Source organism: Novosphingobium sp. 32-60-15, from assembly GCF_002280675.1.
Lineage (GTDB): Bacteria > Pseudomonadota > Alphaproteobacteria > Sphingomonadales > Sphingomonadaceae > Novosphingobium.
In genome coordinates this window covers 13,136-30,308 of record NZ_NCEN01000026.1, presented here as the reverse complement: position 1 = coordinate 30,308, position 17,173 = coordinate 13,136, and the positions used below count along the sequence as shown (strand labels likewise).

Genomic DNA, 17,173 nt, shown 5'->3' with positions numbered 1-17,173 from the left:
TTGTCGATGCACACCACATCGTGCCCGAAATCAGCAAAGCAGGCACCGGACACGAGCCCAACATACCCCGAACCCACCATCGCAATTTTCATAGATCAATTTACCTTCCGATGCGGGACGCAGGTTTTCAATTCTTGTCTGGCACCCAAGTTTGGTCGCTGCGTTAGAGTGCGTAGTGCATTCCAACCGACACCGTATTCGATTTGAAGTTCAGGAAATTGATAGCTGAACTGCGCGCCTGATGCCTGAGAGCAAACTGCAAGCGCAGGCGGTCTTTGATATAGTAACGCGATTCAAACTCGAATTGCCGCTCACGGCTATTGCCCAAAACAAACCCCGGTCCGGCATTGACAACCGAAGGCTTGATCCAGCCAAGCCTTGCCCGCCCGGTCACCACAAAGTTGCGCAGCAGTTCATGATCAACTTTCAAGCGCACTTCGTCTCGCAAGTTGCCCGCAGTTGTGGGTGACACCGTTTCGTCGACGCCGCGTTCACCATCCACATAAATGCTGGTGAGCGGCGTCACGTTCCAACGCAATGTGGCGGAATAGGCGAGAACCTTAAGGTCGCGCACGGTTGGATCGGGGTAGCGGAAGTTCAGATAGCCAACCCGCACATTGGCGGTCAGCAATTGGGTCAATTCGCGCTGGACACCAAATTCCAGGCGGAAGCTGTTTGAGCTGCGATCAACACCCGTGAGCGGATCAAAGCCAACGTCTCCCGGACGCAAATCATAGCGGCGTGCTTCGACTGTGGCCCGGGTGAAAAACTGGGTTATCGGGCTGACGCTGTATCCTGTTTGCAGGCTGCCCGACACAACACTGAAATTGCGGAACGTTTGGTCAAGCAAAGCGCCGCCCGGCAAGGCCACATCTTCGTACCGCCAAATCTGGGCGCGCGCTTCTGCTCTCACCGTCAGATCACCAAGCCCCTGATCAAGACTTAACGTACCACCGAGCGTTGAGAACTTCACCCGCTCAGCAGTGGATTGGAAGCTTCCCAAGTCGCCACGCCGCTCCGCCAACCGGTTGTAATCAACCGAGGCCGCCAAACGCGTCTGACGGGAAATATCGAGGCGTCCATTAGCCGCCACGCCGTATTCGGAAACGTTTTCCGAACTGTTGTCAAAATAAGCCGTCTTTTGATAGCGGCCATTAAGGCGGAAGGAGTGGTTGTTCCAATTGGATTCAACGGAAACTTCAGGGCGTACTGTCGCAATCCCGTCGCTTGTCGAATTCGTCTCGGTTGCCAGAATGTTATCGTTATAAGCAAGATCGAATTGCACGCTTGGCAGGACCAGGAATGACCCCGTGCGCACCCCGCCCTGACGGAGGCGGCTGGCTTCGCGTGACGTCACGCTTGACCCGAACGTGTCGTCTTCCTGGCCAAAGGCTGATGTTGTACAAGCCAGCAGGGCAAAACCACCGAGGGAAAACCTGGAAAAGCCCCCGTCAATTTGACCGATTTTAATTGCGCGCATTGCCATTCCCTTACCGATCAATTGGCGTAATAACCGCGGAATTGCCGCTGGTAGTTATAGATGTCCTGGTGCCCGGTGCTTGCATATTTGGTGATATCAACCTGGCTAAGCGCAACGCCGCTGATCTTTGCGCCAGCGGCCAGCAATATTTCGATGGTCGCTTCAACCGCATCGGCAGATGTCTTGGCCCACCGCGTGATGACCAGAACCCGGTCGGCGCAGGCCGCCACGGCGCGGGCATCTGCAACACCCAGCACAGGCGCGGTATCAAGGATGGTCACCTCGAAACGCTCGCGCAATTCAGCGGTCATTCTGGCCAGATTTTCCGGCGTCAAAGGATCACGCGCATCAGGCTGGGGGGCTGCTGTCCCGAGCAGGTACATGCCGCTTTCTTGATGAAACACAAGCGCTTCATCAAGGGTGGCTTCACCTGCCAGATATTCATACAGGCCCGGTCGCGCTTTGTGGATCAATAGCGCGCTTGATCCGCGCCGGCGCAGATCGCAATCGACCAGCACTGTACTGACGCCGCCCATGGCTGTGGTTCGGGCCAGACACGTCGAGGTTGTTGTTTTGCCTTCCTGCGGCAAGGCCGACGAAATGGCGATTACCCGGCCAGACTTTGCCCCGGTCGTCTTGGTCCCGCCCAGCATCATGAAGGCTTGCAGCGCGCGGAAGCTTTCTGCGAAAATCGAGAACGGGTGCGAGACGACGTATTCCTCTGGCGGCTCGGTCCGCCGCTCTTTGCCAAGCGTGGAATCGAGCGTCGGGATCGCTCCGGCGTAACGCACGCGCAGGCGCTTTTCGATGTCGCTCTTGGTCCGGATGCCGCCGCGCAGATATTCCGATATCGCGATGGCTGCAAAGCCGGCTAGAAAACCGCCCAGAATGCCAACCAGCGCGGCAAGGCGGCGATTGGGGAACACAGGTTCGTCGGCCAGCTCTGCAACACTTGTCAGGCGGGCGTTGGCCTCTTGCAGGCCTTCTTGGGCGCTGGTTTCCTGAAGGCGCTTCAGAAACGTCTCATAGATGCCCTTGGCCGCTTCGGCGCGGCGTTCAAGCTCCATCAGCCCGACCGCGGCTGAATTGTTGCCAGCAAGTGTGCCGTTTGCGCGAGCCCGGCTTCCCCGTAGCGAGCTGAGGCGTGACGATGCCACCCGCACATCGGCCCGCAAGTTGGACAATATGCGATTGATTTCTTGCTGGATCTGCGAGCGGACTTCGGCCAGTTCGCTACGCGCGCGATTCAGATCTGGATGGAGCGGCCCATAGCGCGATTCCATCTCGGCCACTTTGGTGCTGGCCACTGCCTCGCTTTGCCGCAAGCTGCCAATTGTGCCTGAACCAAGCGCTGCACCAACATCGGCACCGCCTCCGCCGGCACGAAGCTGACCTTCTGCTGCACTGAGCCGACCTTCTTTTTCGGCCAGTTCGGCCTCGGCTTGGGCAATCTGCTGGTTAAGCGTTGAAATCTCTTGCTCGGCCATGGTTGAGCCTTGCGCGCTCATCAAACCATTGCTGATCTTATACTGCTGCAACGCAGCATCCGCTGCCGACGCATCCGCGCGCAATTCTGCGGTTCGGGCCTGCAGGAACTTTCCTGCATCGCTGTTAGCGTTCACTTTGGCTTCGCGTTGCGCGGCGATGTATTGCTGCGCAACGAGATTGGCCATGTCGGATGCGAATTGGGGATCGGGCGCTGTCGCCGTCAACTGGATGACGAAAGTCGCGCCGACACGCGCCACTGTCGTGTTGGCCAGAATGACTTGCGCCAGCGCTTCTCGTTCATCCGTTGCGGATTTGGGATCGGCTGGTCGCAACGCAGCATAAGCGGCAGCAGCGCGGCGTGCGACGTCTGGCGAGCCAATCAGCCGCACCTGCGTATCTATCGCTTCACTGTTGGTTGCGATGTCCTTCGTCACGGCCTTTACATCGACCACATCAGGCGTGGCGACTTCGACCAACAGGCTTGCCGTGCCTTCGTAGATCGGCGTTCTGGTCAATGTCCAGGCAGCAACCGCAACGATGACGGCACCTGTGACCAACGAGAAAAGCAGCGCGTTACGGCGAAACATCAACCAGATTACGCGGGGATCAGGCAAAATCCGTGCTGGAGGCGCATCGGCAATGCGTTGATCCTCGGCAGGATCAAGCACCTCGCCGCCAAGAGAATCTACGTCTTTCATTTCCGGATTTCGCCTTATGTGCCATTAAGTTGGGGCGTATAGCCTGTGTGCACAGGCAGCAAAAGTTATGACTGGCGACCTATTGCATTCTGGACCAATCTATCTGCTTTGTGCTCATTCACGTGAGGAAAAGCCGGATGCTGCACGTGCGAATGAAAATGTGGTTTGCGAAACGCGATAGCGTGTTTTCCGCGCCTGTTTTGCAAGACTGCATGGCCAGATACCGGCATCAAATCCATCGCAGACCACAACCCGAAACATGCGTTATGCACCAACGCCATAGCGGCCAAAACACACTGTTGTCGGACAAGCCGGAGCAGGTCGCCGGGCGCTCGCATGAAGAGGAATCCGTGCGGCCTTGCACATCCGAACGAACACCCCCCGGCCAATGCTTACCAAGAGTCTTCCCAGAAAAGACGTGGATCGCAACGGAGTATTTTTGAACCATTCCGGTCCCATATTTAATGAGACAAAATGCGCTTAGCGCGGCTTAGCCGAGTGAATTGTAAGCCACATCGTGCGGCCGAGCTTTGATTAAGCCAAGTATCATTCTGAACAGCCGTCGCCTTTGCGATGAAGGCGCACTCCGCATGCTTTGCGCAGCTATACGAAATCGCTGTCGTTCAAAAGAAGCCGCCATTCTGGCACTGTTGCTCCCCGCAATCCGTCGCGCTTATCCATAAGTATTTCACGCAGAACATGGACCAAATCACCTGGGCGTAAAGCCATCGTCGCAGTTGTGCGGATCAAGCCATGGGCTTGTTTGTCGGCCAAAAACTGTCGATGTTTGATCTTGATCGCGATGGATGCGGCGTGGGCATCAAACATGTCCCGTTCACCTTCCGAAAGCTGGCTTTCAGCAGCAATCCCCAAACAGGCTGCATGCAAGGCGCGCAAATCGTGGATGCTATGCTGGCCGCTGAGTGAACCCGGACGCTCAATCGCGATGTAGCCGCAACGTTGCGACAGCACGAATCGCGCACCACGCGCCATCGCTTTGGCATATAGGATGAAATCTTCGCCAAGCCGGACATCTTCAGCGTAGCGCAAATCATGCAGGGAAAGCAGTTCCTTACGGAAAACGGGCTTCAAAAAGCCCAGTTCACCACGACTTTGCCCCCGCCGCGAGATATTGCGATCAATAAACTCGGCCAAACCAAGGGGACGGCACCGATCGGGAAGCCCATCGAGCACGGCTTCAGGCAAAGGCTCTGCCTTTTGGGATTCGGGCAGAAACAGGATGTTGTCGGCGACAAAGTCCCAGCTCTGGGCAGTTCCCAACAGCGCCTCAAACCTGCGGGGAAGCACCCAATCATCTGAATCGACCATGGCCAGAAACGGTGCCTGAGCCAAAGAAAATCCGTGATTGCGCGCCGCTGCCGGACCGCGATTCTGAGCAAAGCGCTCTACCTTGAGCCTGCTGTCGCCCGCGCCGGCCGCAAATGCTGCATCTGCGGTATCATCGGTAGAACAATCGTCAACGACAATCACCGACGCGACTTCGCGCTGCGCCAAAGACGAAGTAACCGCCCGACCGACGGTTGCGCCAGCGTTGTACGCCGGAATGATGACGTCAATCACAGCGTCGACAAAGTACGAGAGCGATTGGTCGTTCCAGCTTCATGTCACCCAACATCCTGATCTAAAATTTGCGAAACATCAGTTTGAAACGTTACCCTGCCATCCTGGAGCGCGACGAGTGCGACACGGGTCAGGACCAGTCGGTCGCAATAGTTTTGGCCCGTTCGCGCTTCAGATCTGGTTGAAGAGACCGACATGACTCCACACGTAAAATCAATAAACAGGTCTCGGACGTAACCCAAAAATCCGGCTTCGCAAATGCAGCATTGAACACCCTTAGCTGCGCAAAACATCATTAACGAAAGGTGAAAGAATCACCTAGCAATGGTATATTGTTTTTAGTGCGTGAGCAGCCTTGGTAATTATGGTTAACGCCCCTCTGTCAAGGCACGCCAGTGAAGTTTCTCCTTCGAAATCGCCTTACAAAACCCTGTGAATGCTTCAATTTGGAGTAGAAAAGCCCAAAACTCCATCAACTCGCGCAGAACGGTCCACTTCGGCGCATTTTCAACAGATGACGGCAGACGATTGCTGATAACGCAGATATCCGGACGATAATGCATTGCAGCATGATCGTACCGCGTCCGCGAAGACCCTATTTCTGGTCTAAGGTAAGGATGCACAGGAAATGGCAAGATTTCTAACTGATGGCCAGTAAACTCCTAGCGAGGCGAGATGTGGCTCAAAGCAGCATTCTGCGCCCTTGTGACATTGTTCTGTCATTGGCAGCCTTGCTGTTTTTCCTACCGTTGATGCTGCTGATCGCTTTGGTTATTTTGATCACAGGCGGACCTGGGCCGGTCTTTTTCGCACATCGTCGCATTGGTTACGGCGGAAGGTACTACAACTGCCTCAAGTTCCGTTCGATGGCCAAGGATGCAGACGAAAGGCTCCGCCACCTGTTGGAGACGTGCCCTGAATCGCGAGCCGAGTGGGAGATCCACCAAAAGTTGCGGAATGATCCCCGGATCACGAAGGTGGGGCAGTTCCTGCGCAAAACCAGCCTCGATGAATTGCCGCAGTTCTGGAATGTCCTGGTCGGTGATATGAGCCTGGTCGGGCCAAGGCCGATCGTCGATGCGGAACGCCGCCGATACGGCCGATACTTCGAATCCTACCTCCAGGTAAAACCCGGCATCACCGGCCTGTGGCAGATCAGTGGTCGCAATGATGTGAGCTATCGCCGTAGAGTCGCGATGGATGTCGCCTTTGCGCGATCACTCACGCCGACGCTCTATTTCAAGATCCTGTTTTTGACGATCCCTGCGGTGCTGCTCGCGAGGGGATCCTCTTAAGCAAGCGTCGCAACATTTCAGTCGCGACTCACTGGTGGTATCATCCGACAAATACGCAAATCATTTTACCAAAAAGGAATGCTTCACGGCCTGTTCATCATGACCCACGCAAGGACCATCCAGACCGCGAGGCAAAAGCCCGCTGCCAACAGCACAGCTTTGCCTTCGCGCTTGAACTTCGACGTTTCAGCCGACGTTTCCGAAACCTTGATCCGTGTCATTTTCAGGCTTGTGACGGAATGGTTGATGATTGTTGGCGTAACAACGGTCAGCTTCTGCACGGCGATCCTCTCTCAGGCGACTTGTTGTCACCAATTTTTCGTTAACCATAAATATACATCGTGATTCGGGCGCTGGCTATAGGTTTTAACCCGCGGTGTCTTTTTGGTTTACAATACCCCGATTCAAAGGGGGCCGTACCGAATCGAAACATGCGCCGCCCCACTCAGAGCGCCCTATGATTGATGCAATGACCGACACCACTCAAATTGATGCGCTAAACCAATCAGCCGCGCGCAAACGGGTGCTTGCTGCATCCTTCATGATTGCGGTCGCGGTCGGCATAATTGCGGCTGCAATCTTTATCCTTGGTAATGCCTACACGCCAAAAACGGCAGGCGACGGCACCAGCCGCCCCCGAATCAATCAAGCCGGGCAGTTAATTGATATCCCGCTTCCCAAAGTGGAGAGTTTGGCTTGGAAACCCATCGCCGAAGAAGACGCGCGCACCATCAACGCTGCGGTTCCGTTTTCGACTGAGCCCAATCCCCCCGCCGCGCCCTTCAGAATGAAAAATGAAGGCGTTGCGTTTGAACGTGCCGTCGATTGCCTCGCGGCTGCTGCCTTTTATGAAGCTGGCGATGATGTGATCGGCCAGCAGGCGGTGGTACAGGTCGTGCTGAACCGTGTGCGCCATCCGGCATTTCAGCCCAGCATCTGCGGCGTGGTGTTCCACGGGGCCGAGCGGCAAACCGGCTGCCAGTTCACCTTCACATGCGATGGGGCAATGCAGCGCTATCGCCCGTCACCAGCAGCGTGGGAGCGTGCCCGCGCCGTCGCGCGCCTTGCATTGGCCGGCTTTGTCTATCGCCCCGTTGGCCACGCAACCCATTATCACACCGATTGGGTCGTGCCCTATTGGAGCGCAAAGCTTGACAAGATCAGCGCTGTGGGGACGCATTTGTTCTTCCGGTGGGATGGATGGTGGGGAACGCCCCGGGCCTTTTCAGTGCGCCCTGCACTTGTCGAAGCGCCAGTCCTTAAAATGGCAGCCCTTTCACCTGCGCACGGCGATGAAGAGATGCTCGCTTTGTTGCCGGACGAAACCGCCGTCGCCACAGAAGCGGTAGCAACACCGGCGAGTGATTGCGGCGTAAACTGCGCTACTGACACCGGTTTTGAATTGAAGCTTGCAGGCGCCGAAGCCGACATCTTCTTTGTTCGCATTGGCAAAGACGCGGATTCTTCAAGGTTTCCAGCCCTGGCAGCCCAAGCTTGCGGCAAACGCCCACGTTGCATTGTCATGGCGTGGAGTGACCAGCGCTTGATTCCCGCCGCCCTGCCCGCTTCAACGGCGCAATTGCAGACGATGGATTTCCATTATCTGCGCGATCCCATGTTCGTCGAAGCGCGCTACCGGTGGAACTGCGCGCGCTTCACCATCGGCCGTCCGGCCAATTGCCTGAGCCACCAGAGGCTGGGCAACGCAGCAGATGTCGGCCTTGGCAAAGCGGCGCTTTAAGCCAGTTCCAGTCCCATGTGCTGAGCAAGTTCTTTGAGATCGCGCAACGCACTGTCACTGATCAAGGCAGGCTCGGTGCTTTCCAGCGACAATCGGCCAGCTTGAATGCCCAAGGCTGTGCGCTCGATCAACGGCACGCAGCCTGCGGTTAACCTGCGGCACAGCCGTGCGGCAAGGCCCAGTGATTGCGCTTCGGAAAGGTCCGTAGCGGGGGCCAAAAGCGCAAGATCATCAATTTGTCCGCCACGCGACGCGCTGCTTTGCAACGCTGCTGCAAGAACCGCCCGCCCGGATGTTTCAACGCCGATCCAGCGTTTGCGCAGGCCCCATGCACGTGCCGTTTCGCGGCGCAAGTTTGGCTCAACCCGTCCAGCGGCCAGACACAACAACACCGCTGCGCGCCCCAGCGGAGTGCGCGCCATCGGCACCACGCTCTGCATCCATCGGACCGCTGCATCGCCTTGCGCCGCTGTGATGCCCGATTGCCTGACGAAATCGCTGACACCGGCAACCAACGGGTCCTGTGCCTGTTCATCGGGGCCAAGCGCGCTGAACAGCAGCCCTTCACGCAAACCCCATGATGAGAACACGATCCGCCCGGGGGCCAATTGTCGCAACAGGACAGAGATCAACGCGGCGGTATCAGGAATACTGGTCAGGCGATTGGTTGAAACACCCTCGATGGGTTTCAGCGCCTGCCCCCGCCGCGACAGCAGCCGCGCCAGCTGTGCGGCTTTGACCGAATCGAGCGTAAAGCCGTGTGTATCCTCAAGCGGCCAGTTCATCCGCACCATTGCCGCACGGGCAAAAGCGCGCATTGATCCGCCCACCAGGTAAAGCGTGACACCGGGCTCTGCCGCCCAATCTGCCTTGGCCAGCATTGCGCCCACTTTGCGCGAGAACGTCCGGTCCCCGCCTGCGCGCAAGGCTGACAAGCGGAGCGATCCCAAGGGCATGCTGATGCCGTGGCTGGTGCCGCCATCAGCCACATCCACCAGTTCAAGGCTGCCGCCGCCCAGATCTCCCACAATCCCGCTCGCATCGGGGAATGCCCCGATCACACCGGTCGCGCTCGTCTCCGCTTCCTCGACGCCTGAAAGCAAGCGCGGGGCAAAGCCCAGCGCGGTTACACGATCAAGGAACTTGGCCCCGTTCGTGGCATCGCGCACCGCAGCGGTGGCCACAACATCGACCGAGCCGACGCCTGCCAGATCGAGGATAGCCTTGTACCGCGCCAATGCCGCCAGAACATTCGTCATGGCTTTGCCCGAAAGCTTGCCGTCTTCGGCGACGCCTTTGCCAAGCTTGGCCGTCACTTTTTCATTGAGCAGCACGACCGGTGCACGCGGCGGGCCGCCATAAACCACCAGCCGCACGGTGTTAGAGCCGATATCGATTACCGCGCGGGATGACTCCCACGCGAATGTCGGATTATGCGTCAGCGTTTCAATCACTCAACCACGGTGGGCCGCGCCGCGGCGAAGCGCAAGCTTGGGCACTTTTCTTCCACTGGAAAGCGCTGCGCCGCGCCCGGAAAGCGACGGGTTCGTCATGAAATAGCGGTGCAGATTGAACGGCTGCGCGCCTTTTTCAAACCGCGTATATTCCCCGTCACCATGCAACGCCCAGCTTTGTTCGGTATCCAACAGGTTCGCCAGCATCACCTGATCAAGGATTTGATCATGCACCGTCGGGTTGCGCACCGGCACCAGCACTTCCACACGGCGGCCCATATTGCGGCTCATGCCATCAGCGGACGAGATGAACAGCCGTGCCCGCTTGTTCGGCATGCGCGCGCCGTTGCCAAAGGCCCAGATGCGGCTGTGCTCCAGAAAGCGCCCGATGATCGATTTCACCTCGATCGTTTCTGACAGGCCGGGAACGCCCGGCTTCAGGCAGCAAATTCCGCGCACGACCAGCCGCACTTCCACGCCCGCACGGCTTGCGATGTATAGCCGGTCAATCAGATCAGGATCGGTCAACTGGTTCAGCTTGGCCCAGATCGTGGCGGGACGCCCCTTGCCCGCCAGCTCAACCTCGCGATCGATGCATTCATAGAGCTTTTCGCGCAAATTGATGGGCGAGATGGCCAGCAGTTCGGTATGCTTAGGCTCAACATAGCCGGTGACGAAGTTGAACAATTGCCCTGCATCGCGGCCCATGCGCGGATCGGCGGTAAAGAACGACAGGTCAGTGTAAATGCGCGCGGTGACGGGGTGATAATTGCCGGTACCGAAGTGGCAATAGGTGCGATAGCCGCCACCTTCACGCCGCACCACAAGGCTGATTTTTGCGTGAGTCTTCCAATCGACGAAGCCGTAAATCACCTGAACGCCCGCGCGTTCAAGCTGGGCGGCCCACATCAGGTTCTGCTCTTCGTCAAACCGCGCTTTCAATTCGACCACGGCGGTAACAGACTTGCCCGCCTCTGCCGCCGCAATCAGCGCGGCGATTACCGCAGATTGCTTGCCCGCGCGGTACAGTGTCTGCTTGATCGCCACCACATCAGGGTCTGCAGCTGCCTGCCGCAGGAAATCGATCACCACCTCGAAGCTTTCGTAAGGATGGTGAATCACCAGATCCTTTTCCCGAATCGCAGAGAAGCAATCGCCGTCATGTTCGGCCACACGTTCGGGATAACGCGGGTTGTAAGGATCGAATTTCAGTTCCTGCCGGTCTTCATCAACCACCGTGGCAAGGCCGTTGATCGCCAGCAATCCCTTGCTCTTGATGACCAGCGCATGATCCAGACGCAATTGATCGCGCAGCAGTCGTTCGGCATCGGGATCAAAATTGTCCTGCAATTGCAGCATGATGACTTTGCCACGCCGCCGCCGCTGGATGGCTGTGCGGTAATAGCGCACAAGGTCTTCGGCATCTTCTTCGATTTCGATGTCGCTATCGCGTAGCACGCGGAACGTGCCGTGGCCCAGCACCCGGAAGCCGGGGAAGATCAGCATGGCATGACGCCGCACCAGTTCTTCGATGGCAATCCACGATGCACTTTCCCCCGGCAGGCGTACGAAACGCGGCAGCGCGGGCGGGATCAGGATCATCTCGCTGACGCCTGCGCCATCGGCCAAGCGCTGCATCTGAAACAGGATGCCAGTGCCCTGATTGGCGATGAACGGGAAAGGATGCGCTGGATCAATGGCCTGTGGCGTCAGGATCGGGACGACATGTTCTTCGAAATAGGCGCGCAACCAATCCGCTTCGGCACGGGTAAAGGGATCGTTGTCGATCAGGCGGATGCCTGCTTTTGCCAGATCCTGCGACAAGCCCACCAGCACTTCCTGCTGAGCATCAATCAGGTCTTTGACCGCATCCAGCAGGCCGCCCAGTTGCTGCGTCGGGGTTTTGCCATCAATCGAAAGTTCGTCAATCTGGCGGCGCACTTGTCCGGCGATCCCGGCCACGCGCACCATCATGAATTCATCAAGATTGCTGCCGCTGATCGACAGAAAACGCAGCCGCTCCAGCAGCGGATAATCGGGATTGACCGCTTCGGCCAGCACGCGACGATTAAACGACAGCCAGCTCAATTCGCGATTGAAGAATCGCTCTTGTACCGGCGGCAAGCCGCATGATTCTGCGCGCTGATGATTTGGCTGCATGTTCTCGTCCATTGCGCACCGCGCGTTACACTCTTGTGACACCACTGTTTTAGAGGGTTGCTGTCAACCATTCGTCACAGATTTGTCCCTGAACTGTCTCTGAAATTGCACAATGTTGCAACAGCGAAGGTCTAGCGGGAGCGCAACCAGATCAACTGGTTAATGAGGGATCACACCATGCGTACCATCGCCGTGCTGCTTGCCAGCACATCGCTTATTGCCGCGCCAGCCTTTGCTGCTGTTGACGTTGCCCCCGCTGCCGAAACTGCGCTTGCCGCAGATGGCGCTGAAACCGAAATCGTTGTGCTTGGCCAAGGCCAGACCCGCCAGGTTCAGGAACTTTCGACCGCAGAACTGACCATACTCGCCTCGGGCACCAGCCCTTTGAAGGCGATTGAAAAGCTGCCATCGGTCAACTTCCAGTCGGCTGACGCGTTCGGCAACTATGAATGGTCAACGCGCATCACCATTCGCGGCTTCAGCCAGAACCAGCTTGGCTTCACGCTTGATGGCATTCCACTGGGCGACATGTCCTATGGCAATAACAACGGCTTGCACATCAGCCGCGCCATTACTTCAGAAAACATCGGCATCACGCGGGTTTCACAAGGTTCCGGCTCCATCGCCGCGCAATCAACCAACAACCTCGGCGGCACGCTCGAATTTTTCTCGCTCGACCCCAAAGATGCGCTTGGCGTCACCGCCAGCGGTTCATACGGCTCGGCCAACACATTCCGCGGCTTTGCCCGTATCGGCATCGGCACGGAAGATGGCCTGCGCGCCTACACGTCGGTCCAGTACCAGAATGGCGACAAGTGGAAGGGCGATGGCCAGCAGCGCACCTTGATGGTTAACGCCAAGGCCGTTGCGCCACTGGGCGGCGGCGCTGAACTCGATGGCTACATCAGCTATTCGAACCGCGCCGAGCAGGACTATCAGGACCTCAGCCTGGAAATGATCGGTCGTCTTGGTTACGACTGGGACAACTTCGGCCCATCGGGGTATGCCGAAGCAATCACCATTGCCGATATCGCCGCCAATACCGGATACAGCGGTGTAACGCCGACCAACCTCGCGGCAGGCACGACCTACCCATCGCCATTCATTATCGCAGACGATGCTTATTATGACGCATCCGGTCTTCGCAAAGATACCATCGCCTCGGTTGGCCTGACGCTTCCGTTTGCCGATACCGCCGTGTTCAAGATCAAGGGCTATTACCACGAGAACGACGGTCAGGGCACATGGGGTACGCCATATCGCGCCAGCCCATCGGGCGTTCCGATGTCGATCCGCACCACGGAATATGACATCAAGCGTAAGGGTGTTTTCGGTTCGATCTCGAACACTTACGGCATGCACAACCTGACAGTTGGCGGCTGGTTCGAAAAGAACGACTTCGTCCAGTCGCGCAGGTTCTACGGTTATGAAAGCCGCACCAACGCGGGCCGCGATCATCTGAAATTCCAGAGCAACCCGTTTCGCACTGATTGGTCAATCGCGTTCCAAACCGACACCATCCAGTATTACATCACGGACGATATCGAACTGGGCGATCTGAAGGTCAACGTGGGCTGGAAGGGCTATTCGGTAGACTCCAGCTCGTTTGCTTTGGTGAATACCAACAGCAGAGCAACAGGCACGCTGAAAACCGAAGACTGGTTCCAACCGCACGTTGGCCTGAATTACAAGTTGGGCAATGGCCTCGAAGCTTTTGCAGGTTTCACGCAGGTAACACGTGCCTTCCAGGCTTCGACCACAGCTGGACCATTCTCGTCAAACCAAGACGGGTTCAATGCCATCAAAGACAAGATCAAGCCTGAAAGCTCGGATACGTTTGAAGCCGGCCTTCGCTACAACACCGGCGTGATCAACGCATCGCTGGCTGGCTATTATGTCGATTTCCGCGACCGTTTGCTCGTCATTCCGACTTCGCTCGGTATCGTTGGTGCAACTAACGCGCTGCAAAACGTTGGTTCGGTCCGCGCCCTCGGCATCGAAGCGGCTGTTGATGTGAAACTGCCCGGCGGTTTCGGTGCGTTCGCATCGTACAGCTACAACGATACTACATACCGGGATGACGTTGTCATCACGGCAGGTGGCGTCACTACCATCCAGCCAACGGCGGGCAAGACCGTCACCGACGCACCAAAGCACCTGCTGCGCGGTGAACTGTCCTACGACAGCGATACGGTATTCGGTCGTGTGGGCGTGAACTACATGTCGAAGCGGTACTTCACGTAAACCAACGACCAGTCGGTTCCGGGCCGTGCGCTGATTGACGCGACTCTGGGCTATCGCCTCGACATCGGACAGCGTCAGCCTATCGAACTGCAATTGAACGCGGTGAACCTGTTCGACAAACGCTATGTCGCCACAATCGGGTCAAACGGCTTCGGCTTTAGCGGTGATAACCAGACTTTGCTGGCAGCAGCACCACGTCAGGTGTTCGTCACGTTGAAGGCTGGCTTCTGATGAAAAACGGCCTTGCAACCGCAAAGGCCCTCGTCGCGGGCGTCGCACTGATTATCAGTGCGGCGCCCGTCGCCGTTTGGGGCCAGACGCCATCCGCGCCGGTTTTGCTGATCTCCATCGATGGCCTACGCCCCGGCGACGTTCTCGAAGCAGAAAAGCGCGGGCTGAAAATCCCGAACTTGCGCCGCTTCCTGAAAGAAGGTGCCTATGCGGCGGGCGTCACCGGCAATCTGCCCACGGTTACCTATCCCAGCCACACCACGCTGATCACCGGCGTTGCCCCTGCCCGTCACGGCATCGTTTCCAACACCACGTTCGATCCCAGGCAGATCAATTACGGCGGCTGGTTCTGGTTTGCCGAAGATATCACCGCCGAAACGCTATGGGACGCTGCCCGTAAAGCTGGCCGCACCACCGCCAACGTCCATTGGCCCGTCAGCGTCGGCGTCAAATCGCTGACGTACAATCTCCCGCAGATCTGGCGGTCCGGCCACGCTGATGATCGCAAGATGCTCAAAGCAATGTCCACCGACGGGCTGTACGACGCGCTTGAGCACGATTGCGGCGCTTATGCCGATGGCATTGATGAAGGCGTTGATGGCGATGAAGTGCGCGCCAAATTTGCCGTGCGCATGATCGAAACGAAAAAGCCCGAATTCATGACGGTCTATTTCGCGGGTCTCGATCATGAAGAGCACGCCTCAGGCCCCGGTTCAGCTGCATCAAACGCGGTGCTGGAACGGCTGGACAGCGCGGTGGGCAAACTGCTGGCTGCCGAAATGGCGGCGCACCCCGATGCCACTGTCGCCATTGTCAGCGATCACGGCTTTGTTGCCACCGATACCGAAATCAATCTGTTCCGCCCGTTCATCGATGCAGGGCTGATCACGCTGGACTCCAATGGCAAAGTTGCATCGTGGGAAGCCATGCCGTGGCCATCAGGGGGATCGATCGCGGTTGCGCTGGCCCGCCCCGATGACACCGCGCTTACCGCCAAAGTTGGTGCTTTGCTGGCCTCGCTTGCAGCCAAGCCCGAAGCCCGTATCGCGCATGTTGCCGACAAAGCAGAGATCGCCAAGTTGGGCGGCAATCCGCAAGCGGCGTTCTTTGTCGATTTGAAGCCCGGCGCCTTGGCCGGAGCTTTTGCTGCAAACGCACAAATGGTGAAGCCATCACGCAGCAAGGGCATGCACGGCTATTTCCCCACCTTGCCCGAAATGCGCTCAACCTTCCTGATCATGGGCAAGGGTGTGGCAAAGGGTCGCAATCTGGGCGAAATCGACATGCGCGCCATTGCCCCAACTTTGGCCCGCCGGCTCGGCGCTGACTTGCCCGCAGCACAAGTGCCTGCGCTGCGTATCGAGCCATAACAATCACTTGCGGCACTGCGTTTTTATCACCCAGCGGTGACGCGCAGTGCCGCAACGTGTTGCGAGTTTGTGACCAACTTGTGATTTAATGGCGAATCACCCGCCCTCGGTGCAGCAGTCGGCAGACAGGAACCCCATGCACCGAACAATGATGAAACGCGGACTATATCGCACCATCGACAGCTACCTTGGCGAATGCGCCAAGGTGCATGAAAGCGCAGGCGACGCCTATCCGTTCCTGCGGCCCGAAATCTATGACGCGCTGGGTTTTTCGCCAGCTTACAACGACCTGCCATTTTTTGATGTGCAGCCCGGAAGCAATGGCCGCCAGCAATCGCGAGGCTGACTTGCTACGCCCCGTCACTCATGGGGCGGCGCTTGCCGACCGGACGCCATGGCTGACCCAGTTGCTTCTCAAACCGGTCGCGAAAGGTCCACAGCCAGTTGACGCGCCGCTCGGCAATGCCGGGCAGACTGAGCAGGTCCCCGCTTAACCAGGGCACGAACGGATTGCGCCGCGCATAGGACCAGATTTCCACGCGCTCGCCCGGCTTTTCGCAAAACCCGCGCGCGTGGAATCCCACGGTATCAGCAACGACCAGCGTGTTGCCCGCAACTGCCAGTCCTTCGGCGGGTGGCAGGTCCATGGCTGCGAGATCAGCCGCATCGACGCGCGGTGATCCGCGCGCCGACAGCCGGTCAATCGCGGTGGGATCGGCAAGGCTGCGAAGATGCTCCCACGCTAGGCGTTTTGCCGTGAAGCGATGCGATCCGCGCACATAGCAGAACGGCCCTTCATCGGCGGCCACGGGATTCAGGAACAACCATGATTTGAGCGATGCGTGGAAGCTATCGGCATGGATCGTTTCTTGCGGATCCGCGTCTGGCGTGTCGATCCCGCTGACGATGGTTTGAATGTAATGCAGCGGCGTCGTCTTGAAGCTGGCCACGTAGTTGAAAAGTGACACGATATCCTTGCGTGCCAGCAATGTGCGAAGCGCGGGGATTTGGGCAAGCATGGCAGGATCAATGGCCAATCTGCGCGTGATCGCATCGCCCTGCACCATTTCGCGCGCAGGTCCTTCATAAAACAGTATGGCCGCGCGCAATGCCGGAAATTCAGCTGGCGGTACGGCATCGGGAATGGCCACAAAGCCATCGCGTTCAAATGCCGCGAGCCAATCCGGCCTGACATGCCGCGCCAAGCGCCGCCTGCGCCAACGACACAGCCCATCAGCAGCGCGCACCCGCCACACGTGCAGGCCCCGCGCATTCAATCGGCGTGAACCGATCAAAGGATTGTCGAGAAAGCTTTTATAGCCTGTAAAAAGTTGCAGCACCCAGACCGGCGCCATCAAAGCAACCTTGAGCCTTTTGCCCCAAAGACTTGTAACTGCTGCCATTTTTACCGAAGCATCCACATCGCATCAA

At 57.8% G+C, this 17,173-nt stretch carries 14 protein-coding genes; 6 read left to right on the top strand and 8 right to left on the bottom strand.

Features of this window, described 5'->3' with window-relative positions; genetic code table 11:
- From B7Y89_RS15650 to B7Y89_RS15635, 4 genes are all read right to left on the bottom strand, one after another.
- Positions 1–92 (bottom strand): hypothetical protein (locus B7Y89_RS15650; RefSeq protein ID WP_292939513.1); only part of this gene is annotated, 92 nt, incomplete at its 3' end.
- A gap of 71 nt (positions 93–163) precedes the next feature.
- On the bottom strand, positions 164–1,480 hold the full coding sequence (locus B7Y89_RS15645) for an outer membrane beta-barrel protein (RefSeq protein ID WP_292939511.1): 1,317 nt from the start codon (positions 1,478–1,480) through the stop codon (positions 164–166).
- A gap of 17 nt (positions 1,481–1,497) precedes the next feature.
- Complete coding sequence (locus B7Y89_RS15640) at positions 1,498–3,666, bottom strand: polysaccharide biosynthesis tyrosine autokinase (RefSeq protein ID WP_292939509.1); 2,169 nt, start codon at positions 3,664–3,666, stop codon at positions 1,498–1,500.
- Positions 3,667–4,269: 603 nt separating this feature from the next.
- The gene (locus tag B7Y89_RS15635) at positions 4,270–5,247 is read right to left on the bottom strand and encodes a glycosyltransferase family 2 protein (RefSeq protein ID WP_292939507.1); all 978 of its coding nucleotides are present in this window, start codon (positions 5,245–5,247) and stop codon (positions 4,270–4,272) included.
- A gap of 647 nt (positions 5,248–5,894) precedes the next feature.
- Here B7Y89_RS15635 and B7Y89_RS15630 point away from each other — a divergent pair.
- Complete coding sequence (locus tag B7Y89_RS15630) at positions 5,895–6,542, top strand: sugar transferase (RefSeq protein ID WP_292939505.1); 648 nt, start codon at positions 5,895–5,897, stop codon at positions 6,540–6,542.
- 83 nt (positions 6,543–6,625) lie between these two features.
- Here the strand turns inward: B7Y89_RS15630 and B7Y89_RS15625 are convergent, their stop codons facing one another.
- Positions 6,626–6,823, bottom strand: a complete 198-nt coding sequence (locus B7Y89_RS15625; RefSeq protein WP_292939504.1) for a hypothetical protein — start codon at positions 6,821–6,823, stop codon at positions 6,626–6,628.
- A gap of 188 nt (positions 6,824–7,011) precedes the next feature.
- Here B7Y89_RS15625 and B7Y89_RS15620 point away from each other — a divergent pair, with 188 nt between their 5' ends.
- Positions 7,012–8,283 carry a cell wall hydrolase gene (locus tag B7Y89_RS15620; protein WP_292939503.1) on the top strand — a complete coding sequence of 424 codons (1,272 nt, stop codon included), beginning with the start codon at positions 7,012–7,014 and terminating at the stop codon, positions 8,281–8,283.
- Here the strand turns inward: B7Y89_RS15620 and B7Y89_RS15615 are convergent.
- A complete protein-coding gene (locus tag B7Y89_RS15615) occupies positions 8,280–9,737 on the bottom strand; it encodes a Ppx/GppA family phosphatase (protein ID WP_292939501.1) in 1,458 nt (485 codons plus the stop codon). The two genes, B7Y89_RS15620 and B7Y89_RS15615, sit on opposite strands and share 4 nt — an antisense overlap.
- Entirely contained in the window at positions 9,738–11,897 is a 2,160-nt protein-coding gene (locus B7Y89_RS15610) for an RNA degradosome polyphosphate kinase (protein ID WP_292939499.1), read from the bottom strand.
- Between the two features lie 177 nt (positions 11,898–12,074).
- On the opposite strand from B7Y89_RS15610, the gene B7Y89_RS15605 reads away from it, so the two are divergent.
- The 4 genes from B7Y89_RS15605 to B7Y89_RS15595 all read left to right on the top strand — a co-directional run bounded on the left by B7Y89_RS15605 (position 12,075) and on the right by B7Y89_RS15595 (position 16,088).
- On the top strand, positions 12,075–14,141 hold the full coding sequence (locus B7Y89_RS15605; protein ID WP_366416336.1) for a TonB-dependent receptor: 2,067 nt from the start codon (positions 12,075–12,077) through the stop codon (positions 14,139–14,141).
- 93 nt (positions 14,142–14,234) lie between these two features.
- Positions 14,235–14,372, top strand: coding sequence for a hypothetical protein (locus B7Y89_RS18320; RefSeq protein ID WP_366416334.1), 138 nt, complete (start codon positions 14,235–14,237; stop codon positions 14,370–14,372).
- Positions 14,372–15,742: an ectonucleotide pyrophosphatase/phosphodiesterase gene (locus tag B7Y89_RS15600; RefSeq protein ID WP_292939497.1), complete on the top strand. Its 1,371-nt coding sequence runs from the start codon at positions 14,372–14,374 to the stop codon at positions 15,740–15,742. The genes B7Y89_RS18320 and B7Y89_RS15600 overlap by 1 nt, the downstream gene beginning before the upstream one ends.
- Positions 15,743–15,890: 148 nt before the next feature.
- The gene (locus B7Y89_RS15595) at positions 15,891–16,088 is read left to right on the top strand and encodes a hypothetical protein (RefSeq protein WP_292939495.1); all 198 of its coding nucleotides are present in this window, start codon (positions 15,891–15,893) and stop codon (positions 16,086–16,088) included.
- Positions 16,089–16,092: 4 nt separating this feature from the next.
- Here B7Y89_RS15595 and B7Y89_RS15590 read toward each other — a convergent pair whose 3' ends face one another.
- Positions 16,093–17,097, bottom strand: coding sequence for a phytanoyl-CoA dioxygenase family protein (locus B7Y89_RS15590; protein ID WP_292939493.1), 1,005 nt, complete (start codon positions 17,095–17,097; stop codon positions 16,093–16,095).
- Positions 17,098–17,173 lie beyond the last annotated feature (76 nt).